Origin of the sequence: Pseudidiomarina woesei, from assembly GCF_001418345.1 — a bacterium.
Classification (GTDB): Bacteria; Pseudomonadota; Gammaproteobacteria; order Enterobacterales; family Alteromonadaceae; genus Pseudidiomarina; species Pseudidiomarina woesei.
Genome location: NZ_LIPW01000005.1, coordinates 12,576 through 34,882 on the forward strand (window position 1 = coordinate 12,576; position 22,307 = coordinate 34,882).

At 48.5% G+C, this 22,307-nt stretch carries 19 protein-coding genes; 10 read left to right on the forward strand and 9 right to left on the reverse strand.

What is annotated here, in order from left to right:
- The first annotated feature begins 56 nt into the window (after nt 1–56).
- Nucleotides 57–686, forward strand: coding sequence for a hypothetical protein (locus ASC40_RS08550; RefSeq protein ID WP_055439391.1), 630 nt, complete (start codon nt 57–59; stop codon nt 684–686).
- The gene (ltaE, locus tag ASC40_RS08555; protein ID WP_055439392.1) at nt 679–1,689 is read left to right on the forward strand and encodes a low-specificity L-threonine aldolase; all 1,011 of its coding nucleotides are present in this window, start codon (nt 679–681) and stop codon (nt 1,687–1,689) included. The genes ASC40_RS08550 and ltaE overlap by 8 nt, the downstream gene beginning before the upstream one ends.
- Here the strand turns inward: ltaE and ASC40_RS08560 are convergent.
- Together ASC40_RS08560 and ASC40_RS08565 are read right to left on the reverse strand one after the other, a co-directional pair.
- Complete coding sequence (locus ASC40_RS08560) at nt 1,675–3,213, reverse strand: YifB family Mg chelatase-like AAA ATPase (protein ID WP_055439393.1); 1,539 nt, start codon at nt 3,211–3,213, stop codon at nt 1,675–1,677. The genes ltaE and ASC40_RS08560 overlap by 15 nt on opposite strands.
- Before the next feature lie 85 nt (nt 3,214–3,298).
- The gene (locus ASC40_RS08565; protein WP_055439394.1) at nt 3,299–4,039 is read right to left on the reverse strand and encodes a ferredoxin--NADP reductase; all 741 of its coding nucleotides are present in this window, start codon (nt 4,037–4,039) and stop codon (nt 3,299–3,301) included.
- 144 nt (nt 4,040–4,183) lie between these two features.
- Here ASC40_RS08565 and ASC40_RS08570 point away from each other — a divergent pair, with 144 nt between their 5' ends.
- The gene (locus ASC40_RS08570) at nt 4,184–4,882 is read left to right on the forward strand and encodes a hypothetical protein (protein WP_055439395.1); all 699 of its coding nucleotides are present in this window, start codon (nt 4,184–4,186) and stop codon (nt 4,880–4,882) included.
- On the opposite strand, the gene ASC40_RS08575 is transcribed toward ASC40_RS08570, so the two are convergent.
- Nucleotides 4,879–5,118 (reverse strand): accessory factor UbiK family protein, encoded by a 240-nt coding sequence (locus ASC40_RS08575; protein ID WP_055439396.1) that lies wholly within the window; start codon nt 5,116–5,118, stop codon nt 4,879–4,881. The genes ASC40_RS08570 and ASC40_RS08575 overlap by 4 nt on opposite strands.
- Nucleotides 5,119–5,248: 130 nt before the next feature.
- Between ASC40_RS08575 and rep the strand changes: the two genes are divergently transcribed.
- Nucleotides 5,249–7,261, forward strand: coding sequence for a DNA helicase Rep (rep, locus tag ASC40_RS08580; RefSeq protein WP_082432521.1), 2,013 nt, complete (start codon nt 5,249–5,251; stop codon nt 7,259–7,261).
- A gap of 7 nt (nt 7,262–7,268) precedes the next feature.
- Here rep and ASC40_RS08585 read toward each other — a convergent pair whose 3' ends face one another.
- Both ASC40_RS08585 and ASC40_RS08590 read right to left on the reverse strand, forming a co-directional pair.
- On the reverse strand, nt 7,269–9,887 hold the full coding sequence (locus tag ASC40_RS08585; RefSeq protein WP_055439397.1) for a sensor domain-containing phosphodiesterase: 2,619 nt from the start codon (nt 9,885–9,887) through the stop codon (nt 7,269–7,271).
- Between the two features lie 230 nt (nt 9,888–10,117).
- The gene (locus ASC40_RS08590) at nt 10,118–10,462 is read right to left on the reverse strand and encodes a c-type cytochrome (protein ID WP_055439507.1); all 345 of its coding nucleotides are present in this window, start codon (nt 10,460–10,462) and stop codon (nt 10,118–10,120) included.
- A gap of 173 nt (nt 10,463–10,635) precedes the next feature.
- Here ASC40_RS08590 and dinB point away from each other — a divergent pair, with 173 nt between their 5' ends.
- Nucleotides 10,636–11,718, forward strand: a complete 1,083-nt coding sequence (dinB, locus tag ASC40_RS08595) for a DNA polymerase IV (protein WP_055439398.1) — start codon at nt 10,636–10,638, stop codon at nt 11,716–11,718.
- On the opposite strand, the gene ASC40_RS08600 is transcribed toward dinB, so the two are convergent.
- The gene (locus ASC40_RS08600) at nt 11,688–12,545 is read right to left on the reverse strand and encodes a prephenate dehydratase (RefSeq protein WP_055439399.1); all 858 of its coding nucleotides are present in this window, start codon (nt 12,543–12,545) and stop codon (nt 11,688–11,690) included. The two genes, dinB and ASC40_RS08600, sit on opposite strands and share 31 nt — an antisense overlap.
- Before the next feature lie 161 nt (nt 12,546–12,706).
- Between ASC40_RS08600 and ASC40_RS08605 the strand changes: the two genes are divergently transcribed.
- Both ASC40_RS08605 and alr read left to right on the forward strand, forming a co-directional pair.
- Nucleotides 12,707–14,080, forward strand: a complete 1,374-nt coding sequence (locus ASC40_RS08605; RefSeq protein WP_055439400.1) for a Na+/H+ antiporter NhaC family protein — start codon at nt 12,707–12,709, stop codon at nt 14,078–14,080.
- A gap of 8 nt (nt 14,081–14,088) precedes the next feature.
- Complete coding sequence (alr, locus tag ASC40_RS08610; protein WP_055439401.1) at nt 14,089–15,195, forward strand: alanine racemase; 1,107 nt, start codon at nt 14,089–14,091, stop codon at nt 15,193–15,195.
- A gap of 9 nt (nt 15,196–15,204) precedes the next feature.
- Here the strand turns inward: alr and ASC40_RS08615 are convergent, their stop codons facing one another.
- Together ASC40_RS08615 and ASC40_RS08620 are read right to left on the reverse strand one after the other, a co-directional pair.
- Nucleotides 15,205–15,705, reverse strand: a complete 501-nt coding sequence (locus ASC40_RS08615; RefSeq protein WP_055439402.1) for a TIGR00645 family protein — start codon at nt 15,703–15,705, stop codon at nt 15,205–15,207.
- 49 nt (nt 15,706–15,754) lie between these two features.
- Nucleotides 15,755–17,830: a S9 family peptidase gene (locus tag ASC40_RS08620; protein WP_055439403.1), complete on the reverse strand. Its 2,076-nt coding sequence runs from the start codon at nt 17,828–17,830 to the stop codon at nt 15,755–15,757.
- A gap of 128 nt (nt 17,831–17,958) precedes the next feature.
- Between ASC40_RS08620 and ASC40_RS08625 the strand changes: the two genes are divergently transcribed.
- Nucleotides 17,959–19,353: an amidohydrolase family protein gene (locus tag ASC40_RS08625; RefSeq protein ID WP_072243431.1), complete on the forward strand. Its 1,395-nt coding sequence runs from the start codon at nt 17,959–17,961 to the stop codon at nt 19,351–19,353.
- Here ASC40_RS08625 and ASC40_RS08630 read toward each other — a convergent pair.
- Nucleotides 19,330–19,755 (reverse strand): YqaA family protein, encoded by a 426-nt coding sequence (locus ASC40_RS08630; RefSeq protein ID WP_055439404.1) that lies wholly within the window; start codon nt 19,753–19,755, stop codon nt 19,330–19,332. The genes ASC40_RS08625 and ASC40_RS08630 overlap by 24 nt on opposite strands.
- A 127-nt stretch (nt 19,756–19,882) precedes the next feature.
- Between ASC40_RS08630 and ASC40_RS08635 the strand changes: the two genes are divergently transcribed.
- Both ASC40_RS08635 and cydB read left to right on the forward strand, forming a co-directional pair.
- Complete coding sequence (locus tag ASC40_RS08635; protein WP_055439405.1) at nt 19,883–21,277, forward strand: cytochrome ubiquinol oxidase subunit I; 1,395 nt, start codon at nt 19,883–19,885, stop codon at nt 21,275–21,277.
- A 3-nt stretch (nt 21,278–21,280) separates the two neighbouring features.
- Nucleotides 21,281–22,282, forward strand: a complete 1,002-nt coding sequence (cydB, locus tag ASC40_RS08640) for a cytochrome d ubiquinol oxidase subunit II (RefSeq protein WP_055439406.1) — start codon at nt 21,281–21,283, stop codon at nt 22,280–22,282.
- Nucleotides 22,283–22,307 lie beyond the last annotated feature (25 nt).

Genomic DNA, 22,307 nt, shown 5'->3' on the forward strand with positions numbered 1-22,307 from the left:
AATAACCAGGTGGCCACTTAGTTCAGAGCCCCTCGTTTTATAAAAAGGAATCTTCCATGATTTACTCGAACTTAAAATTAGGGCGTACCAACACATTTTGTGCGGCTGTCGTGGCTATTACTGGCTTAACCGCTTGTGCACCTGCCAACCAGAATAACAATGGGCAGTTACTAGCGGAACAATCGGCATTTATGCAGCAATTTCAACCGTATTGTGGACAAGCTTTTAACGCAACCATTGTGCAAGATAACCAACCAAGTCCCGCTTGGGATCATCCGCTGGTAGTGCACATTCGTGACTGCGAGGACAATGTCGTACGTATGCCTCTGCATGTCGGTGACGACCGTTCGCGCACTTGGGTACTGACACAACACCCAGGCTACATTGACTTCCAACACATTCATTTGCACGAAGACGGCAGTGCCGACGCGGTATCACCGTATGGAGGCCAAACTTTAGCTAGCGGCTCAGCCACCATTCAGGCGTTTCCCGTTGACGAGGCCAGCAAAGCGTTATTTATTGAAAATGGCTTAGACGTGTCGGTGGCCAATACCTGGACTATTCAGTTTTTTGACGCAAAAACCATGAGCTATAAGCTCTCGCGCCCTGGCCGAATTTTTGAAGTGCAGGTCGATTTGAGCCAACCTATTGACCTTCCACCACCAGCTTGGGGGTACCATGATTGATTTACGCAGTGACACGGTAACGCGCCCCACAGCGGCTATGCGTGCCGTGATGGCAGCGGCGCCCGTCGGTGATGACGTATTTGGCGATGACCCTACCATTAATGCATTACAACAGAGAGTGGCTCAGCTGGCGGGTAAAGAAGCTGCACTAATAGCTAGCAGCGGCACCCAAACTAACTTACTTGCCCTGCTCAGCCATTGTCAGCGCGGCGAAGAGTACCTTGTTGGCCAAGAATACCACACCTACCGTTACGAGGCGGGCGGTGCTGCGGTATTAGGCGGTATTGTTCCGCAACCGTTTGAAGTAGAGGCCGATGGCACGTTAAATTTGGCGGCTGTCGAAAAGCGAATTAAACCGGATGACCCACACTTTCCAATCACCAAGTTATTGTCGCTTGAGAATACCCATACTGGGCGTGTAATTCCGCAAGACTACATGTTAAAAGCGCGGCGGTTATGCGATAAGCATGGTCTGAAATTGCACTTAGATGGTGCTCGAATTTTTAATGCCTGTGTAGCAACAGGAAAGTCACTAAGTGATCTTGTGGAACCTTTTGATAGTGTCTCTATTTGTTTCTCGAAAGGCTTAGGCACACCAATTGGCTCGGTATTAGTTGGATCCAAAAAGTTTATTCAACGGGCACATAGATGGCGCAAAATGCTTGGTGGCGGCATGCGCCAAGCGGGTATCATCGCGGCAGCAATGGACCACGCTTTAAACCATCATGTTGAGCGCTTAGCTGAAGACCACATGCGCGCCCAACAGTTACATGATGCACTAAGCGGATTACCGAATATCTCGGTTGAGTCAGCTCAAACAAACATGGTTTATGTCAACTTTGAGTCACTTGAACAGGCACAAAAAGTGAGCGATTACTTACGCGATAACGGCATATTAACTGCACGTTCGCAGCGTATGCGCTTGGTCACCCATCTCAATATTTGCGATGAAGACATCGACACCGCGGTGCACTTATTCAAACAAGCGTTACAACTTGTGTAACTGCTGAAGTATGCGGTCGAGAGCGCGAAAACTAAGCGCCTCGGCCAAATGTTTTCGTTGTATAGCGTCACTATCGTCAAGGTCAGCAATGGTTCGCGCTAAGCGCAACAAACGATGGTAAGCACGATGCGACAGTGAAAACTGCTCTATGGCAGCAACCAAAAACACATGATCGTCGTCGCTTAACCGGCAAAACTCAGCTAACTGAGCTGGTTTTAGCTCGCTATTCAAACAGCCTTGGCGCTCAAGTTGGCAGGCCCGAGCCTCTGCTACCCATCCGCGCCAAGTAGGCGAAAGCGGTTCCTGCTGCTCATGCTGTTGGCGCAACACATCTGGCTGACGTGGCACATCTACTTGCATGTCAATTCGGTCTAACAAGGGCCCAGAAAGCTTGCCTAAGTACCGAGCAATTTGATCGGGAGAGGCACGAGCGCTCGACAAATCACCATCAAAATAGCCGCACGGCGACGGGTTTAACGCGCAAATCAGTTGGAAATCGGCCGGGTAGGTTATTTGATGCCCGGCGCGACTAATGGTCACAGTGCCTGACTCGAGTGGCTCACGCAGTGAATCAAGCACATGCCGTGCAAACTCAGGTAACTCGTCTAAGAACAACAGTGATCTGTGCGCTAGGGAAATTTCGCCGGGTTGCGGGGGTGAACCGCCACCCACCAGTGCCGCAGCCGAGCACGAATGGTGGGGCGCCCGCAAAATACGTTGTTGCCAGTGATTACCGCGCAGGGTTCCGCTCACCGAGCGAATGGCAGCCACCGCTAAACCATCACGTTCATCAAGAGCGGGCAGTAACCCAAGTAAACGCTGTGCTAGCATGGTTTTTCCTGTGCCCGGAGGCCCAACAAACATCAAATGATGCCCACCGGAGGCTGCCAAGAGCAGTGCGCGCTTGGCTTGATGTTGACCAATCACGTCGGCAATATCGCCATGTATTGGGTCTGGTTCGCGCGCTTCTTGAGGTTTAATGAAGGGTAGTTTTGTAGGGCTCGTGAGGTGTTCTACCACGTCTCGTAGACTTATCGCCGCTACGCACTGTTGTTCACGCAATACCGCCGCTTCGTCAGCATTGTCCAATGGAATAACCGCTTCGCGCCCTTCGTCCCGGCAGCTCATTACGGCCGGCAATATACCGGTCACTTCACGCAAATCACCATTGAGTGTTAATTCACCATAGAATTCACGCCCGACGGTGCTCGACTCAGGCACTTGGTTATTCGCAACTAAAATACCAATGGCGATGGCCAAGTCGTAGCGCGCACCAAATTTTGGTAAATCAGCAGGCGCTAAGTTAACGGTAATTTTTTGGCCTTTGGGAAAGGAAAAGTCGCTGGCCAACATCGCCGAGCGCACCCGGTCGCGCGCCTCACGCACTCCCGTTTGTGGCAACCCCACCATGGTGAATGACGGTAGCCCCGATGCCAAACACACCTCTATGGTCACTAGTGGCGCTTCAATGCCTTGCAGTGCCCGCGTATAGATCTTGGCAATTCGAACGCCTTCCTTTGCCATGCTCACTCTCCCTCACTGAAAAATTAGAGTGTAGCGTGGGCACCAACAATTCGACGGATAATAACCACGTATTTCGGTGTACGAATTACCAGTAATGTTCCATGGTGACGTTGCCGGGTTTGCGTCGTAAATTCTTGGCAAGTCCCATATCGGCGAGCACTGTTTTGGCATCACGAATCATGTCTGGGTTACCACATAGCATGACCTGGGCGCGTTCGTCTAAGAGATCGCCTACGGCGCGCTGTAAGTCGCCCTGTTGAATAAGCGCCGGAATACGGCCACGTAATGCACCAGCGTGATCTTCGCGGCTTACTACGGGTTGATAGGTAAGCTGGCCGGGGTGTTCCGCTACCCACTGTAGAATTTTTTCGTTATAGGCTAGGTCGGCCGCATAACGCACGGCATGCACTAAGTGAATGCGTTTAAAGCGCTGCCATGGAATATCGGTACTGAGCATAGATAAATACGGGCCAATGCCAGTACCGGTTGAGATAAGCCATAAGCTGTCACCTTCAGGTACTTCATTTAGGGTGAAAAACCCACTGGGCGGTTGCGATACTTCAATGGTTTGGCCGGCGCGCAAATCATGCAGTAGCGGAGAAAATAAACCGTCGTGTACACGATTAACTAAAAAATCGAGTACATGCTCATCGGGGCCATTGACCAATGAATACGCGCGCTGCACGCGTCCACCTTCATGGGGTAGGCCAAGCCTAACAAACTGGCCGGCAATAAATTCAAACGGCTGTGTTCGCACGCGCAAACTGAATAGCTCTTGGTTCCACGCGTAATTCTCAATCACTTCACCGGTTAACCACTGCGCCATTTTTGTTCTCCTTGAATGAAGGTTTGTTACGCGAAACCCATAGTATGAATTCCGCTTGAATAATTCTAGTTATGCAGGTACTTTTTGCGTAAAGTCAGTGTTACACTCGGGCGATTAAGCTTAACGCACACAAGGAGATTGAGTTTGCTAATTAAGCACCGCTGGCAGGTAAGTTTGTATTTTTTTGCTCTCATTCTATTTACTGGTTGCACTGAAAGTAGCTCGCCTACAGCAGCAACACCCAATAAACCGCCAGCCAGCGATCAAGCAAAAAGTCATGATCGCGTATGCCGCTTTGCCGAACAGCTGCATGCGCTTGAAAAGTTAGAGGCGCCTGAAACCGCCACCTTACGCTACTTGAATGAACAATGGCGCGAACTGAACCTTAATCGCAGTGTATTTCCGCTGCACGAGGCGACCACTAGTCGCGGCATACTAAGTGAGCTTAATTTAGCATTAGCCCATGAGACAGTAACCTTACTTAAAGAGTCGATGAAAAGTGTCAGCGAAGCTTATGAAAAAATTGAAGGGCTTCGTCGCTTCTCCCGTGACCCTGACAATATGAAGGTTCCCGACTCAATTATTCGAACCATGGTTAACAACTTAGAAAACTGTTGCTTGTCTGCCATCAATGGCAATGCAACAAGCTTAGTGCGAGAAACCAAAGGCTCGCCGATGTACAAGGTTGGCGAGCTTGGATATTTTATTAACCGCGATGTTAACGCTATTCTTCGCAATGAATTGGCACTAAGTGAGTATACTAAACGCCTTGAAAATGCAGCCGATGCGCTACCAGAGTTTGTTCCTGTCAGCATGAACACCACTTGGGCGCAATGCGATTAATCTTCTTTTTTCATTGCCTCTAGCTCACGCTCAAGGTGTTCTACGCGTTGGCGTAAACGCAATAACAGTTGCTGCTGCACGTCAAGCTCCTCGCGCGTCACGACGTCGAGCTTACCTAATTGTTGCTGCAAAATAGTTTTAATACGCTGCTCTAAACTACCAGCAAAATCTTTTACGCCTGCAGGAATGCTGTCGTTAATTTGACGAGCTATGTCTTCAATTTTTTTTGCGTCCATGATCAATATCCACCGCTAATTTCAAGTTAATCAGTAATTGCCTTTTAGCTTAGCAGGAGTTTGCGGTAAAATCTGCCGCTTCACCGCAGGTGTTTCGTCTGCTCATGTCAATAAAAGGTAACGCTAAGCCATGTTGTTAAACCCGCGTCAACAAGAAGCTGTCAAAGCGATTGAAGGGCCAGTTCTGGTTCTGGCGGGTGCTGGTAGTGGTAAAACCCGCGTGATTACTGAGAAAATTGCGCACCTTATTCAGCGCTGTGGCTACCAAGCTCGACACATTGCAGCAGTAACATTTACCAACAAAGCCGCACGCGAGATGAAAGAGCGTGTTGGGCAAACATTAGGCCGCCAGTACACACGTGGGCTTACCGTATCTACTTTTCATACGTTGGGTTTGAATATTATTCGCAAAGAAGTGAAAAGCTTGAATATGAAGGCTGGCTTTTCGCTGTTTGACGACCAAGATTCGTTTGCGCTTTTAAAGGCACTTACTGAGCCAGAGCTTGATGGTGATAAGAATTTATTAAAGTTGCTGCAAAGCCAAATCAGCAACTGGAAAAACGCCATGCTCAGCCCCGACCAAGTGCTGGACCAGGCGCAACAAGCAGACGAGCAGATGTTTGCTGAGTTCTACCGGCGTTATCAGCAAAATATGAAAGCCTGTAACGCGATAGACTTTGACGACTTAATTCTACTGCCAACGTTATTGCTCAAGGCCGATGAAAAAGCACGCGAACGCTGGCAACAGAAGTTTCACTATTTGTTGGTGGACGAATACCAGGACACGAATACCAGTCAGTATGAACTGGTGCGTTTACTGGTTGGTGCTCGGGCTAACTTCACGGTGGTTGGCGATGACGACCAGTCGATTTATTCGTGGCGCGGCGCGCAGCCACAAAACTTGGCGTTGTTACAACGTGATTTCCCGGCGCTAAAAGTCATTAAGCTCGAACAAAACTATCGCTCGCACGGGCGCATTCTTAAAGCCGCCAATATTTTAATTGAAAACAACCCGCACGTATTCGACAAAAAGCTATTTTCCGAAATGGAATATGGTGTTCCGCTGCGGGTTATCTATGGCCGCAACGAAGAGCATGAAGCTGAACGTGTCGTTGCAGAGATTGTTCGTCGCCGCTTTTTGGAGCGCACGCCTTATCATCAATTCGCAATTTTATACCGTGGTAACCACCAAGCACGTATTTTTGAAAAAGCCCTCATGAGTAACCGTATTCCCTACCGCATGACCGGTGGGCAAAGCTTTTTTGCACGGGCAGAAGTGAAAGATGTAATGGCGTATTTGCGGTTGCTGGTTAACCCCAGTGATGACACCGCTTTTATTCGCATTATTAACGTACCGAAGCGCGGCATTGGGCCTCACACAGTTGAACGCATTGGCGAGTTGGCTCACGAGCTACATGTTAGTTTGTATGAAGCGGCTGACCACCAAGCTTTAAAAACCCGTCTAGGGGCGCGAGAATTTCAGTCGGTGCAATATTTTGTCGACTTTATGAAGCGCACCGCTCGGCGCTGCGATCACACGCCTGAGGCTACCGGCGCTTTGTTCGACTTATTAAAGCTGATTGGTTATGAAGAATGGCTTTATGAAAGCAGCCCGAGCGTTAGCGCCGCCGAGATGCGCTGGAAGAACGTGAGCGAGTTAATGCGCTGGGTTAGCGAAATGCTTAAAGGTGACGATGACAACGAACCGGTCACGCTTGAGCAAGCCGTCGCTAAGCTATGTCTGCGCGACATGCTGTCTCGCAACGAAGAAGAAGAGCAAGGCGACCAAGTACAGCTGATGACGCTACATGCTTCAAAAGGCCTGGAATTCCCCCATGTGTTTATGGTGGGCATGGAAGAAGGTATTCTTCCGCACCAATCAAGTATTGACGACAATATGGTTGAGGAAGAACGACGCCTTGCTTATGTGGGTATTACCCGTGCGCAGCAATCGCTTATTTTCACCATGGCCAAAGAACGTCGGCAATATGGCGACGTTGTTCGCCCTGAAGCTAGTCGTTTTTTGTATGAGCTACCGCAAGATGACTTAGAGTGGGAAGAGCAAGCCAAAGCCAACGAACAAGCACGTGAAACAGCACGCGCAAGCGGCTTGGCATTATTACGCAAAGCAATGGAAGACTAACTTGAGGTTAAGCGGTGCCCGCCGACTGCGCTTGCGTCGGCTGTTGTTGAGAAAGTGACTTTACCTGTTCGGGTTCTCCAAACAGTATTCCCTGCCCTAAATTGACGCCGTTATGCACCAAAGCTTTTTGTTGGTCAGCAAGATCTATACCGGCAGCGGCTATTTCTATGCCTAAGTCGCGACATAAGTGAACCACGTTGCGCACCATGGTTTGTGCGCGCTGGCTGGTGGCTATATCAGCCACAAAACGTGGGTCGAGTTTCACGTGAGTAAACGGATAATTCAAAATATATTGGAGTGCACCGGCGCTGCGCCCAAATTCATTCAGCGCAAGCCCCACGCCAAAGTCAGCAAGCTGACGCAAACAGCTCAACTGACGTTTTGAGTTATCGTTCAGCTCGGTTTCGCTGAACTCTAGAATAAGTCTTTCAGGTGCCACACCTGAGCTTATAATAATTTCTTGCAGCGCTTTGACGTCGGCAAGCTTGAATAGGTGCTTTGCAGAAATGCTGACATATACCGGCATGGCATTATCGTCTTCAGCCAACAATTCGCAACAGCGCGTGAGCATCCATTGGTCAAGTGCCATGGTCATGCCGGTTTTTTCTGCAATCGCTAAAAACCGGTCGGCCGGTAGCAGGCTATCATCACGTTGCCAACGCAGCAGCAGTTCTTGCGCCACAGCTTGGTTTTTATTCAGCTCAAATACATTGAATTTCTGCAGCACAAAATCTTGGTCAAATTGCGCATGCCGTAATTCTGTTTCACGGTGTAGCGAGGCGACCAGATCTTTGTGAATACTTTCGTCAAACACGACATAACAACCACGCCCCATACTCTTCGCTTGATACATGGCTGCATCAGCGTCGCGCAATAACCGCTCAGCAGAGTCATTGCGTGACTTACACTCGGCGATACCAACACTAGCACCGGAATAATGCTCGCTTTCGCCAAACACAAAAGGTTGCTTCATTTTTTCAATAACGCGTGAGGCAATGTCTTTGGCGTCATCAATATGACGAATCATGTCTAATAAAATAACAAATTCGTCGCCGCCTAACCGGGCTACGGTGTCATTGTCACGAATGCATTCACCAATGCGACGGCTAGCTTCAAGTAAAAATTCGTCACCGGCAGAATGCCCTAGCGTGTCGTTGATCTCTTTGAACCGGTCTAGATCTACAAACAACACGGAGAAATTGTGATGCGGATAACGACGTTTGTGTTTGAGAGTTTGTTGCAAGCGCTCTGTAAACATTGAGCGGTTGGGCAAACCTGTAAGGGCGTCGTGGTGAGCGTCGTAAAACAGTTTTTCTTCAACTTTTTTACGGCGCTCAATTTCGTTCACCAGTTCTTCAGTGCGTTCGGCTACTTTACGTTCCAGATAAGCATTAACGCGGCGCACTTCTTCCGCATTACGACGGCGCTCAATCGCCACAGCAACGTGTTGTGAAACGAAATTCAAGAGCTCTAAGTCGTCTTGCTTGTAGGAAACGTCACCAGTATAAGTTTGTACCGACAGCACACCAATTACTTCGTCATCAACCACCAAAGGAGAACCTAGCCACTGTGTCGGTTGAGTACCATAATAACTGGTGGCGTCTTCAACTTCGCCTGAGCTGACCAATGTCTGGTACATGTCGGCGTCAATAAACACCGGTTTTTTGTGCCGAATAACATACTCGGTCATACCGCGCGCTAACGGGCGTTTTTTCTGCAGATTATTATCAAACGCATCGACGTAGTAAGGAAACTCGAGGTATTTTCGTTCGTCATCCAGCAGCGCTACGAAAAAGTTATCGTTGTTAATGAGTTGACCAATTTGCCGATGCAGTTGCTGGTAGAAACTCTGAATCGAGTCGGAGGTATTTGTTACCTCAGAAATTGCGAATAAAACAGTACTCAGCTGCTGAGCCCGTTCACGTTCTGAAATTTCTGATTTTAAATCGTCGTTTATTTGCCGCAGCTTGGCCGTTTGATGCGCAATTTCTTCTTGCATCATCTCGCGCTGCCGCACCCGCTCAAGTGCATTAACAATATGCTGCGAAACGAACATGAATAGTTCTTTGTCGGCTTCGCTGTAGCGTACGTCTTCGGTGTAACTTTGTACTACCATGGCACCAATGACGCGGCTATCGGAATGCAATGGCACCCCTAGCCAGTCAACCGGAGCAGCCCCTAAGTCCCGAATTTCGCCGCTGTCGCATAACCGATTAAATACCTCTTCGTCATACAAAAACGGCTTACCCGTGCGCATAACGTAACCAGTTAACCCCTTGCCTAATAATTCAGCCGGAATAGCTTTTAGCGATGGTATGTCGTCATATTCGTCAACGAAATAAACAAAACGGACAGTGTCTTCAACCTGGTCGTGCAAACAAATAAAGAAGTTCTTCGCCACCATAAGGTCGCCAATAATAGCGTGCACCGACTGATAAAATTGCTCCATGTCGGTTACCGACGAGGCCAGCTCCGAAATTTTAAACAGCGCTTTTTGAATAACTTCCGATTGGCGGTATTTCGTGGTGAGGTCTTTCAGGCGAGCAACAGCCTTGCGCAGGCGCGCAATTTCTCGCTGCTGTTTTCGGTGCAGCTCGTTGGTTTCAGCTTCGTGACGCTGTCGCATGTTCTGTTTTTATAGTTTTATTTTATATTTTGAGCATCGCATTGTTTGTTATTTGACCAAATATATACTGATGTTTGGCGTAAAAACAATGTAAACTTTTAGTAAATGTAACGCCTGAGTATAACTTTCATGTGCGCATTAGAAAAGTACTTTGGTTAAATTACAGGCATAAAAAAACCGCCGCAGCGGTTTTTTCATCATAAATACTGTGAATATTGGTCAGAAATCGCTTAGATTTCTTCGATCATGTAATCAATAGCTGCTTGAATTTCTTCATCGCTACAGTCGTTACACGTACCTTTTGGTGGCATTGCATTATAGCCTTCAATAGCATGCTTGAGCACTGTATCCATGCCTTGCGCTAAGCGCGGCTCCCAATCAGCTGCATTATTCAATTTCGGGGCGCCTAGCACACCTGAGGTGTGGCACGCTGCACAAAACTTGTTGTATACCGCGTCACCTGAACGTGTGCCACCAGCGCCACCGGTTGCTGCAGCTGAAGCACCAGCAACACGTACTTGTGCAACTGGAGCAATACGCTCTTTAATGTCATCATTACTTTGTTGCGGCATCATAGCAGCACTAGCGCTACCAACTGCTAAAGCGATTGCAGCAACCCAAACACGGCTAGATTTTACGACTTTCAGTACGTTCACAGTGGACTCCTGTATAAGCTGATGAGCTTGCTTGCTCGTTTCGTTGTTGCGATTATAGCCAGATTCCGTCCAAGGTTAAACACTTCCGTGCTATGTCAGAAAATACAGATTTAAATACGCGAAAAATAGCTTTATTGGATCTCGACGCATTTTTTGCCAGCGCTGAAGTTTTGCGCGACCCTAGCTTACGTAATAAACCTTTTGCCGTAGGCGGTGGCGGTGAACGCGGCGTAGTCGCAACGGCTAACTATCTGGCTAGGCAGTTTGGTGTACGCAGTGCCATGAGTGGCGCTCACGCTCGGCGGTTGTGCCCCAATTTGCACTTTGTGTCACCTGACCACACCTATTACCGCGAACTTTCAAAACAGGTGCTCGCGGTGTTACTAGAAACGACAGCGCTGGTTGAACCCGCTTCTATTGATGAGTTTTACCTAGACTTAACCCACAATACGCAATACCACGGTAGCGCCAGCGTAACGATGGAAAGCATTCGGCATCGGCTACGTGGCATGGGGCTAACCGCGTCGGCCGGCATTTCCAATCAAAAAATGGTGGCGAAAATTGCCAGCGAAGAGCGCAAACCCGACGGACAGTTTGTAGTGCCACCGAATGCTGTTATGGACTACATTGGCCAGCTGCAGCTAACACGTATTCCCGGGGTTGGGCCTAAAAGCTTAGAGCGATTAAATTACGCTGGTTATTTTACTGGGCATGACATTCAGCAATGTGATCTGCCTAAACTTCAAGAATTACTAGGTGACAAGTCGGGCTGGCTACTATACCAGCGCTGCCACGGGCACGACCCACGCCCAGTGGTGACCGAACGTGTACGCAAAAGTGTTGGGGTTGAAGAAACCTTACCGCAAGACATGCACCAACTGCGGCAAGTTGAGCAGTTTATTGACGAAGTGTTGTTACCGCAGTTGCAAAAACGCTTACGGATAACACGCTGGCAGCAAGCACACATAAAAAGCCAAACCGTGAAACTTAAATTTGGCGACTTTCAGCAAACCACTGTGTCGCGTACGCTACAAACCGCCTCGCCAAGTTTGTTTTATCAACTTGTTCGTGAAGCTTGGGAGCGCCGAAATCATCGCGGTGTAAGGCTTATTGGCATTAGTGTGGCGCTGCCCGACCCTGATGATCAACTGCAACTTGAACTAGAATTAGAGTAAACATAACTACCAAGTTCAATCACGCGGTTGCGCAGTTTCACAGCGCTTAAGGCGGACTGCACTCGCGGGTGTTCTAAGTGCCCTTCAAGCTCAATAAAAAAATGGTACTGGCCAAATTTTTGACCTGTCGGCCGAGAAACCAAAGCTAGTAAGTTAACTTGGTGCACGGCAAAAGCCTGTAAATGCTCAAGTAATAAGCCTGGGTGATCTTGATCATCAACGATGACAATAGACGACTTATAGTGCTTATCGGGCTGAGCTGCTGCCAAGGGCTGTGGATGCTGTACGGCGACAAAGCGCGTGACGTTATGAGCGTAATCTGTCACATCGTGCACCACCTGAGCAAATTCATGCTTAGCTAATAACGCTTCGGTTATTAAGTGTTCGGGCACAATTGCAGCGGCTGGGGTTTGGCAGTTAAGTAGTAATTCTAGCGACTCAGTATTGCTGGCAGTGGTTACCACATCGCCCTCGTGTTGCGCGAGCCAGTCTGAGCATTGCCCCTGGGCTACAAACTGAGCAAACACGCGCTGCGGCTCTTGGTGGTTCGCCACCACAGAAAAACGTACTGGAATGGCGAGTTCAGCGATAATTTGCAGCGGTTGCCGCACAAAGCTGTCGACCACTGGCGAAACAATGCCTTCAACGATATTTTCGAGTGGTACCACGGCAATATCATGGTGCGATGGCACACTTGCCAAGGTGCGCTGTAAGCTTGGATAGAGCGCATAATGCATGTGTTCATACTGTTTCGCGAATTCCCAAACCGCCAGTTCAGAAAATGTGCCGGCCGGCCCAAGTGTTGCAATAGGTATACGGTTTGTCATTAGCGCGTTGTGCAAATTGAAAGTTATACCTACAAATTACATGGTTTATAACACCTTCGCTAGTATCAGTTTGTTGTGTTTGGCACGACAATACTGCTAAATTGCGCAGAGAATGTGTCCTTGGCACAATAGCGGCAAACAATAATAGAAAGGCACAGAATATGGGTTGGATGTCAGTAATTCCTCCACTGGTAGCAATTTTAGTGGTGTTTTGGCGCAAAGAAGTCATTGTTGCCCTACTTTTAGCGATTGCCTCTTCAGAATTGCTTCTCATGTGGCATATGAACGAATCATTACTGTACACCTTCGTAGCCACCCTTGAGCGAATTGTCGCCGTGTTTGGTTCAGCTGGGAATTCACGAATTTTAATTTTCAGCTTAATGGTCGGTGCCTTACTGGCCTACATTCGCGAGTCTGGTGGCGTTGCCGCTACTGTTGAGGCGTTGCTGGCTCGAGGGTTAGGAAAAACCAAACGTAGCGCCAGCTTAATGACCGTTTTTACCGGCGTTTTCGTGTTTATCGAGTCGAACCTAAGTGTGTTGACTGCGGGTATTTTGTCACGCGGCTTATTCGAAAAGTTAGGCATGAGTCGTGCGCGACTTGCCTACTTAATTGACAGCACCAGCGCCCCAATTTGCATATTAATTTTACTCAACGGCTGGGGTGCCTATGTATTAGGTATGCTTGAGCAGCAAAACCTACCTGGCTCGTCAGTAGCTACCCTTTGGGCAACGATTCCCTTCAACTTTTATGCGCTCGTCACATTAGTTTTGGTGTTTTACACCGCAATAAGTGGCAAAGTTCATGGCCCAATGCGCGCCATTGAAGCACAGCCTCAGCCGCACCAAGACTTGCCTGAACATGTGCCTAGCAACAGTAAAGCGCGCTATATGCTGGTGCCGTTGTTGGTCATGGTATTTGGCATGGTGGCCTTTATGTTCGGTACTGGCGGTGGCGATATCACCCAAGGCGACGGTTCGAAATCTGTGCTTTATGCCACGGCTTTAGCGTGCGTAGTTGCTTACCTTATGCTGCTGGCAAGCAAACGTAAAAGTCATCAGCAATTGGTCAATATCGGTTTTAAAGGTATGTCCGAGCTCTTGCCGTTAGTCAGCATTGTGCTGCTGTCTTTAGCGCTTGGCAGTAGCTTGCGCGAGTTAGGCACTGGCATATTTTTAGCCAATTTAGTCGGTGACTTTTTACCATTAATTTTAATTGCACCTATGTTATTTCTTGCCGGAGCACTGATATCCTTCACCACAGGAACATCTTGGGGCACGTTTGCCATACTAATTCCCATTGCCGCGCCCATGATAGTCGCGCTTAATTTACCTGCCCCGTTGCTGCTCGCCGCGGTATTAGGTGGTGGCGTATTTGGTGACCATTGCTCGCCCATTTCCGACACCACCGCAGTGTCTGCATTGGCTTCGGGGTGCGACTTGCTTGAACATGTACGCACTCAGTTACCCTACGCACTAACTGGCGGCGTTATAACCTTTGTGCTGTATATTATTGCCAGCTTTGTCATGATTTAAGGAGCCCCATGAATAACGGAGTGCACTTTCGCCCAACCCGCGCAGAAATTAGCCGCCAAGCCCTTGAAAATAATGCGCGCGTTGCTCGTCAGCTAGCGGCAGACGCACGCCTTATTGGGGTGGTGAAGGCCGACGGATACGGCCATGGCATGCTGACGGTTGCCAATGCTATAGCGCCTTATGTTGATGCCTTTGCAGTGGCGTTTGTGGACGAAGCTGTGCAATTGCGTAATGCCGGTTTTCAACAACCGGTGATCTTGCTTGAAGGCTGTTTTAGCGAGGCTGAGTTGCCCATTTGCGCACATTACAATTTTCAACCGGTGGTACATCAACAAGAACAGCTAAATGCAATAACCACCGCTCGACTAGTGCGCCCGTTGGCGGTATGGCTGAAAGTGGACACTGGTATGCACCGGCTAGGTTGGGCGCCTGAACAGGTGGCAGAGGCTTATCAACAGTTAAAGCGTTGCCCACAAGTCGCTAGCGTGACCATGATGTCGCACTTTGCCGCGGCCGATTCCCACAACCATAAACTCAATCAACAGCAACTTGAATTATTTGAAGATGCTTGCGCGGTGACCGAAGCCAATTTAGACCTAAGCGTCGCGAACTCTGCCGCGTTGGTCAGCACCGCCATTGACTTGGCACACCCCAGCCAGCAATGGGTACGTTCGGGTATTCTAATTTATGGTGACAACCCAAGCTCTTCACAGCTTCCTGCACCGCTACAAAGTGTCATGCGACTGGTTGCTGCGGTGATTGCAATTCGCGATATCAAAGCGGGCGACACTGTCAGTTATGGCGGCACATGGGAAGCCAAACGTGATAGTACAATAGCAACTGTCTCGATTGGTTACGCTGACGGTTATCCGCGTCACGCTAAAAACGGCACACCAGTATTTATAAACGGTCACAAAGCACATTTAGCGGGAACCGTAACCATGGACATGATCATGGTAGATATCACCGACGTTCCCGAAGTGAACATCGGTGATGAAGTTGAATTGTGGGGAGCAAATGTTTCAGTTGCCGAGATCGCCCAGTGTGCAGACACTATCAGCTACGACTTGCTCACTGGTGTTAGTGCTCGCGTACCACGCGTACCTGTCAGCTAACTTTATTATTTAATCGTCACCACTTTTACGCGTTAAGCGGTCGAGATAACCCATAGCAAACGCCGAACCCACGAAAGTTAGGTGCATAATGACATACCATTTTATGGTGGTTTCTGTCAGGTTTTCGGCGTTCATAAACACTTTTAATAAGTGAATTGACGAAATCGCCACAATAGACGCGGCCACTTTGTTTTTTAAGCCACCTGAGTCAATTTTGCCAAGCCACGCGAGCTTTTCGGTGTCGTTGTTAATATTGAGCGTTGACACAAAGTTTTCATAACCACTAAGCATGACCATAACCAATAACCCCCCCACTAACGCTATATCAATTAACGTAAGTGTAAGCAGAATAAGGTCTACTTCTTTTATTGTGAAAATAATCGGTACCACGTGGTATAGCTCTTGAAAGAACTTAATACCAAGCAGAAAAACCGCCAAACTTAAACCTAAGTAAATTGGCGCTAGCAGCCAACGCAAACTGTACATCAAGTTTTCAAGAAAACGTTCCATGATTGTCTTTGCTCTTTGTGAACTGTATCTAGCGCCATAATATCAATATTTATTCTTTCAGGTAACGTTTAAACCACGCTAATGTGTGCTCAATTTTCGCTATCATATTTGAAGGTCGAGCGGTCACTGCATGCGAGGCCTCAGGTACACGTACCATAGCGGTATCTACTTGTTGCAACTGCAGCGCCTGATAAAACTGCTCAATTTCTGACATAGGTACGCGTCGATCATTTTCTCCACTAAATAACATCACTGGCGTTTTTACATTACCGACCAAAGAAAGTGGTGAACGCTTCCAATAGTGTTCATAGTCTTCCCAAGGTTTTGCGGGGAATTGATTATGAATTTGCCCTAAATAGCTATCGGCAGTCAGCGTTTTACTCACCCAGTTAATAACCGGGTTCGTTGCAGCTGCCGCATTGAATCGGTCGGTTAGACCCACCGCGTAAGTCGTCGCTATTCCGCCAGCTGAACCGCCAGCTATAAATAAGTTGTTGGCGTCAACAAGGCCTTTTTCAATCAATACATCAATGCCAGCCATATGGTCAGCATGATCACGCTCTGAGGAATAAAAACCATCTAGTTTCAGTGCGTGCTCGGCACCGTAAGAAGTGCTACCGCGGTAATTATTATAAAAAACAATATAACCTTCCGCCGCATAGCGCTGCTGCTCTGCAGCAAACATTGGGCCATACGCTAAGTGCGGACCGCCATGAATTTCGAGAACCAACGGATACTTTTTGGTTGCATCATAATTGGGTGGCGTAATATACCAGCCATGAATTTCGGTATCGTCATAACTTGAGGTGTAGGTAAACTCATGAACGGTTCCAAGCTCGCGGTGGCCTAACACATCTTCGTTAAGGGCTGTTAGTTTACGTTTTTTATTTTTGTGAAATACTGTCACATCTGCAGGCCGGTAGGAGCTACCTTGGGTATAAGCAACGGCGCCCGTTTCGGCAGCCAATGAATAGCTACCGCTTAAATAGGGACGGCTTACAGAAACGCCACCCACATCGTTTACCCAATCGGTTAGTTGCCCATTGAGTGTAACTTGCGCCAACTTATAACGTCCGCGATCTGCATATTGCAACGCTAGCGCGGTGTTGTTTATCCACAGTGGGCTTTCTAAAGAACGGTCAAAGTCACCCAGCAACTGGCGTGATGTTTTATTCTGCCAATCCATAACGTTAAGCTTGGCGTTATGATACGGAACGGGCTCGCTACCGCGTTGCAAATAAGCAAGTTGCTTGCCGTTAGGGGAAAGAACCGGAGCGTATTCGCGCCCAGGTTGGCTCGTAATTTGAGTCAGCGCACCATCGCTAACCGCCACCTGCCATAGATCAGCTTCATTTACTTGATGCTCCCAGTTATCGCTGCGATTTGCGCTAAACACTAAAGCTTGGTCGTTATCAACCCATGCCAACGGGCCATTATGGCTAAACGCACCTGCGGTTAGTTGACGTGCATTACCACCATCACTTGGCACCACAAATAATTGACTATACGCATCCTTTAACACACCGGCCCCATCACGTTGATAATAAGTTCGTTCAACGACTACTGGAGGTTTTGCCCACTTCGCATCTTTGGGCTTTTCGGGCTTCTTCACTGATTTGGCATAATCGGTTTTCGGGGCTGCAACATTCATTAGGAAAGCTAGGTGCTTGCCGTTTTTTGACCAGGCAAACTGGCGCGGGGTTTCCTGCACTTCGGTTATGGCGCTGTGTGTTTTTGTTGCCAAATGATACACATGAATTTGGTTTTTACCGCCGCGATTCGAGCTGAACGCCAAGCGTGAGCCATCCGGTGACCAGGTAGGATTGCCATAGCTATATTGATCATCAAACAATGGAGTATGACTGCCTGATTTTGTATCAAGCATCCACAAACTGTGCTTGGTGTTGTCTTTCATAATGTCAAAGCCGTGACGCACATACACCACGTAACGGCCATCAGGTGAAATTTGCGGGTCAGTTGCCCATTCCAGTGCGAAAATGTCCTCAGCTTGGAAGGTCGACACTTGTTTTTTCCCTTCCATCGTTGCCGCCAAAACTGGTTCTGCAAAAACCTGCAGCGCCAAAACTGAAGCGCCAGCCCACGCAATGAGTCGTGAATATTGCATTTTCGATAATCCTTGTTCATGTTTAAGTGATCGTTTTTATTGATCAGAGCCTAAACCAATCACCAGCCAAAGTGCGCAGCAACACGCCAAACCTGCTTGTCGCTGCGGTAGACAACCGAGACTTAACAATGAACACAATAGTTCGCTTCATGACACTTGTTACTTTGCTAATTTTCCTCGCAGCGTGCGAGCCCGCTCAACCACCTGCGCCCGAAGCTGCGCCTCAAACACCCAATGCTTTTGCCTTTATCAATGTTGCAGTGGTGAGCGTTACGCGCGACTCGGGGCAACTAACCGAAGGTCAAACCGTGCTGGTTGAAGACGATCGCATTGTTGCTGTTGGCGCCACTTCTGATGTGGCCATTCCCGAGAATTACCTACACATTGACGGCACCGGCCAATTTTTAATGGCTGGCTTAACAGAAATGCACGGCCATGTGCCACCAGCGACTAGCTTTGGTCAATTACCGGAACGCTACCTTGATGATGTGTTGTTTATGTATGTCGCCAACGGCGTCACCACGGTACGCGGCATGCTCGGCTACCCCCACCAGTTACAATTAAAAAGCGATATTGCCGAACGAAAACGAGTTGGACCGACACTATATTTGGCTGGACCAAGCTTCAACGGCAACAGCATTGAGTCGCCAGAAAAAGCCACGCAACGCGTTATTGAACAACGTGACGAAGGCTGGGACTTATTAAAGGTTCACCCTGGGCTCACGCTTAGCGAATACCAAGCGATGGCGAAAACAGCCCGTGACGCAAACATGGATTTTGCGGGTCACGTACCGAAAGACGTAGGTCTTGAAGTGGCTTTGACAGAAGGGCAACGCACTATTGATCACTTAGATGGCTATTTAGAAGCCATTGACGCTTTAAATCGCCCCGCCAGCAAATATGAACTCGACTATCTTGTTGACTTAACCCTGCGCCACGGGGCCGCTGTAGTGCCAACGCAGGCATTGTGGGCAACAATTATTGGCGCGAGTGATATCGAACAGCTGCGCCAATATGACGAAATTGATTACGTGCCCGAAACCGTTCGCGCTGGCTGGTTTAATTACCTAGAAGAACCGAGCTTGGGTTACTTCAATGCCGAAGCAGCGGCGATTCAACATGACAATCGACAGCAGTTAATTAAGGCCCTGTTTGACGGGGGGGTACCGATGATTTTTGGCACCGACGCCCCGCAGTTGTTTAGCGTGCCGGGTTTCTCTGCCTTACGCGAATTTGCCGTGTTGCATGATGCCGGCATTCCGCTCGCTGGAATTATACACAGTGCAACCGTTGCGGCCGGCGACTACTTTGCCGACAAAGATTTGTTCGGGCGCGTTGCAAAAGGCCACCGCGCTGACTTAGTGCTGCTCAAGCAAAATCCACTAGAAAACCCGTCAGCCCTGGCCGAGCGCTCGGGTGTTATGGTGGCAGGTCAATGGTTTGACAGAGCAACCATCGATAGCCGTTTAGCGGCAATTAGAAATGCGGGGATGCGTAACTCACCCAACCGTAACATCGAGTAGCCCAAGTAAAATGGCATAGCGTGCGGCTTTGCCAATGGCGGTGAGCACTAAAAATACCGCAAAGCGAAGCCGCATAATGCCAGCGAATAGCGTTATCGGGTCGCCAATAATTGGCATCCACGCCAGAAATAGACTCCACTTACCGTACTTAGCAAACCACTGCTGGCCTTTATTCAGCTGCTTAGGTGTAACTGGAAACCAGCGCTTATGCTGCCAGTGCAATGCATACCGCCCCAAAGCGTAATTCACACACGAACCTAGTGTGTTCCCTAAGGTTGCGACAAGCCACAGGCTGACGCCCTGATGCCCATCAAGCTTGAGTGCTACCAGCAAAACTTCGGACGAGCCCGGCAGTAAAGTTGCCGACAGCAGTGCCGCGAAAAACAAACTCAGGTACACCATTAACTTTTTGCCATATATTTTGTAGGGGTAATATTAGAAATCATCCTGAAAAACCACGCAATTTGCCATAAAAAGTTGACCAAGAGCACCTATACTGACTAAAGGTTCTGCATTTACGAGGTCTGTCATGTTTGAAACGTGGTTCTCAGCAGCTGACGCAGTATTTCTAGCGCGAGTACAATTCGCCTTTACCATTGCGTTTCACATTATCTTTCCAGCATTTACTATCGGTGTCGCTAGTTACCTTGCCGTACTTGAGGGGCTATTTCTAAAAACCCGAAATCCAGTTTACCAAAAGCTCTATCGTTACTGGCTAAAAATATTCGCCGTCGCTTTCGGTATGGGCGTAGTGTCAGGCATTGTCATGAGTTACCAATTTGGCACAAATTGGTCTGTATTCTCTGACAAAGCTGGTCCCGTTATTGGCCCATTAATGGGCTATGAAGTACTCACCGCGTTTTTTCTCGAAGCTGGCTTTTTAGGCGTTATGTTATTTGGCATGAACAAAGTTGGTGAGCGCTTACATTTCTTCGCGACATTAATGGTTGCTGTAGGCACAGCCATCAGCGCATTTTGGATTCTGTCCGTTAATAGCTGGATGCAAACTCCCGCAGGGTACGCCATTAACGAGCAAGGTCAGTTTATTGTCGAGAGCTGGATGGAAGTCATTTTTAATCCGTCGTTCCCTTATCGTCTTGCTCATATGCTGCTTGCAGCCTATTTAACCACAGCCTTTGTTGTGGGTGCCGTGGGCGCTTGGCATCTGTTGAAAGACAGTAAGTCAGCGGTCGCACGCAAAATGTTTTCCATGGCGATGTGGATGGCTCTTATTGTCGCGCCTCTGCAAGTTATCGTGGGCGACTTTCATGGCTTAAATACGCAACAACACCAGCCGGCAAAAGTGGCTGCTATGGAAGGGCATTTTAAAACCGAAACTCGCGCTCCTCTCTACTTATTTGGTTGGCCCAACGAAGACACCGCCGAAGTAGACTACGCGATTAAGGTGCCGGGGTTAGCAAGCTTAATTCTAAAGCATGACGTGAATGCAGAAGTAACCGGACTAGATGCGTTTCCTCAGGAAGACTGGCCACCAGTCCCCATTGTATTTTGGTCGTTTCGCATTATGGTCGGTATAGGTTTATTGATGGTCTTGGTTGGGTTGTGGTCAGGCTATCTTCGCTTACGCGGCAAGCTTTTCGACTCACCATGGTTGCAGCGCTCGGCAGTGTTCATGGGGCCAATGGGGTTTGTCGCCGTCATAGCCGGCTGGATTGTCACAGAAGTTGGTCGTCAACCGTGGGTTATTCAAGGTTTGTTAAGAACAAGCGACGCCGCTTCCCCGATTGACGCTGTTGGAGTTGGTGCAAGCTTAGTGGCATTTATAGTGGTGTATTTTTTAGTCTTTGGCGCGGGTACTGTGTATATCTTACGAAAAATGGCCGGAGACCCGGAAAATACTCACATTCCAGACTATGCGCGCATGCCAATGGCAGCCGAACGCCTGTATCACGAGGAGGGCTAGATCATGGATTATGCACTCATTTGGGCCATTTTAATTGCCATTGCGGTCTTTGCTTACGTGGCTTTAGATGGCTTCGATTTAGGCATGGGCATTCTGTTTCCATGGGTTAAAGAAGAGAAATACCGCGATCGTATGGTTAACTCAGTTGCCCCCGTATGGGACGGTAATGAAACTTGGTTAGTGCTTGGCGGCGGTGGGCTACTGGCGGTTTTCCCGCTGGCTTACGCTGTGTTAATGCCTGCACTGTACATGCCGGTTATCGCCATGTTGCTTGGCTTAATTTTTAGAGGCGTCGCCTTTGAGTTTCGCTTTAAAAGCAAAAATAACAAGCATTGGTGGGACCGCGCATTCATGCTTGGTTCTATGGTTGCAGCCTTCAGCCAAGGCATTATGCTTGGCGCCATGCTACAAGGCATTAAGGTTGCCGAGCGCGCTTATGCCGGCGGCTGGTTTGACTGGTTAAGTCCTTTCACTATTTTTGCTGGCTTGGCCGTTTGTGTGGGTTACGCCTTACTTGGCGCAACTTGGATAGTTATGAAAACTGACGGTAATTTGCAGCAAAAAGCCTATAAATGGGGCTTAAATACCGCAATTTTACTTATTATTGCTATTGCCGGTGTCAGCGTCTATTTGGTTTCTACCTTCGATAACGTGGCCCACCGCTGGTTAACTTGGCCAGGCTCTGCTGGCTTATGGTTAGTGCCATTTGCCTTAGCCATTATTGGTGGCGGTTTACTCACTTCATTAACTAAGCAGCAACAAGGCCGACCTTATTTGTGGGCGCTTGGGGTATTTTTAATCGCGTTTGTCGGGTTTGGCGCCAGTATATTCCCTTATTTAATCCCGTTTGAAATTACCCTTTGGGAGGCTGCAGGGCCTGATAACAGCTTAGCTTTTCTGCTGGTGGGCGCGGTGATTTTACTGCCGATAATTTTTGCTTACACCGGTTACACCTATTGGGTGTTCCGCGGCAAAGTTAGCGAACAGAGCGGTTATCATGACTAAGCCCGCTTGGCAGCGCTGGTTATGG

Bases quoted from the DNA above. Each gene is read 5' to 3' on its own strand.
- ASC40_RS08550 (WP_055439391.1), top strand. From the start codon at position 57: ATGATTTACTCGAACTTAAAATTAGGGCGTACCAACACATTTTGTGCG.
- ltaE (WP_055439392.1), top strand. From the start codon at position 679: ATGATTGATTTACGCAGTGACACGGTAACGCGCCCCACAGCGGCTATG.
- ASC40_RS08560 (WP_055439393.1), bottom strand. From the start codon at position 3,213: ATGGCAAAGGAAGGCGTTCGAATTGCCAAGATCTATACGCGGGCACTG.
- ASC40_RS08565 (WP_055439394.1), bottom strand. From the start codon at position 4,039: ATGGCGCAGTGGTTAACCGGTGAAGTGATTGAGAATTACGCGTGGAAC.
- ASC40_RS08575 (WP_055439396.1), bottom strand. From the start codon at position 5,118: ATGGACGCAAAAAAAATTGAAGACATAGCTCGTCAAATTAACGACAGC.
- rep (WP_082432521.1), top strand. From the start codon at position 5,249: ATGTTGTTAAACCCGCGTCAACAAGAAGCTGTCAAAGCGATTGAAGGG.
- ASC40_RS08585 (WP_055439397.1), bottom strand. From the start codon at position 9,887: ATGCGACAGCGTCACGAAGCTGAAACCAACGAGCTGCACCGAAAACAG.
- ASC40_RS08590 (WP_055439507.1), bottom strand. From the start codon at position 10,462: ATGATGCCGCAACAAAGTAATGATGACATTAAAGAGCGTATTGCTCCA.
- dinB (WP_055439398.1), top strand. From the start codon at position 10,636: ATGTCAGAAAATACAGATTTAAATACGCGAAAAATAGCTTTATTGGAT.
- ASC40_RS08600 (WP_055439399.1), bottom strand. From the start codon at position 12,545: ATGACAAACCGTATACCTATTGCAACACTTGGGCCGGCCGGCACATTT.
- ASC40_RS08605 (WP_055439400.1), top strand. From the start codon at position 12,707: ATGGGTTGGATGTCAGTAATTCCTCCACTGGTAGCAATTTTAGTGGTG.
- alr (WP_055439401.1), top strand. From the start codon at position 14,089: ATGAATAACGGAGTGCACTTTCGCCCAACCCGCGCAGAAATTAGCCGC.
- ASC40_RS08615 (WP_055439402.1), bottom strand. From the start codon at position 15,705: ATGGAACGTTTTCTTGAAAACTTGATGTACAGTTTGCGTTGGCTGCTA.
- ASC40_RS08620 (WP_055439403.1), bottom strand. From the start codon at position 17,830: ATGCAATATTCACGACTCATTGCGTGGGCTGGCGCTTCAGTTTTGGCG.
- ASC40_RS08625 (WP_072243431.1), top strand. From the start codon at position 17,959: ATGAACACAATAGTTCGCTTCATGACACTTGTTACTTTGCTAATTTTC.
- ASC40_RS08630 (WP_055439404.1), bottom strand. From the start codon at position 19,755: ATGGTGTACCTGAGTTTGTTTTTCGCGGCACTGCTGTCGGCAACTTTA.
- ASC40_RS08635 (WP_055439405.1), top strand. From the start codon at position 19,883: ATGTTTGAAACGTGGTTCTCAGCAGCTGACGCAGTATTTCTAGCGCGA.
- cydB (WP_055439406.1), top strand. From the start codon at position 21,281: ATGGATTATGCACTCATTTGGGCCATTTTAATTGCCATTGCGGTCTTT.